The organism is Confluentibacter sediminis, from assembly GCF_003258355.1.
GTDB lineage: Bacteria > Bacteroidota > Bacteroidia > Flavobacteriales > Flavobacteriaceae > Confluentibacter > Confluentibacter sediminis.
Window position 1 is genome coordinate 1 of the sequence record NZ_QKPO01000045.1, and the last position, 895, is coordinate 895.

At 37.1% G+C, this 895-nt stretch carries 1 pseudogene; it reads left to right on the forward strand.

Annotated elements, in window-relative coordinates:
- Positions 1–66: 66 nt before the first annotated feature.
- Positions 67–895, forward strand: a pseudogene (locus tag DKT72_RS17795) (IS3 family transposase); the annotation flags it as partial.

The window sequence follows — 895 nt, forward strand, 5'->3', positions numbered from 1 at the left end:
TGTAAGCTTCCCTTAAAACCGAACTGTTTAAAAGTGTAAAAATAATATTAACTTTAAACAGTAATTATGAGAAAAAGTAAATTCAATCCAAGTCAAATAGCCAAGATTTTAAAAGAGTTTGATAACGGTAAAAGTGTCGAACAAATTACCCGTGAACATGGCGTAAGCTCATCAGCGTTTTATAAATGGCGAGCGCGCTATGCCGGCATGAACGGCAAAGAACTCAAACGCATCAAAGAATTAGAAGAGGAAAACCGCAAGCTTAAGCAGATGTACGCTAATTTAGCCTTAGACCATCAAATGGCTAAAGAGATTATCGAAAAAAAGCTTTAAAGCCCTGCCGTAAAAGAGATATAGCAAAGACACTTATTCATTACGGCATCAGTAGGGCGTGCCGTGTTCTAAACATGAGTAAAAGTGTTTATTATTATACGCCCTTGCCTAAGGATGATATAGAAATTGAACAAGCACTACTTCAAAAGGCAGAAGTCCACCCAGAAGAAGGCTTTTGGAAAGCTTTTGACCGATTAAAAGGAGAAGGTTATTCTTGGAACCATAAACGGGTACACCGTGTTTATAAAGCTTTGGGATTACCTCTAAGGCGTAAGGCTAAAAAACGTTTGCCAGCGAGGGTAAAAGAACCTTTAGATATTCCAGAAACACTTAACCATACCTGGAGTATGGATTTTGTAACTGATGTGCTTGAAAATAAAAGACGTTTTAGGGCTTTTAATATTATTGACGATTATAATAGAGAGGCACTGCATATTGAAATCGATTTTTCCTTAACTAGTAACCGAATTGTCTGGGTTTTGAACCATTTAGTAAACAAACGAGGTAGACCTGAAAAAATACGCATGGACAACGGTCCTGAGTTTATTGCCAATATTACATC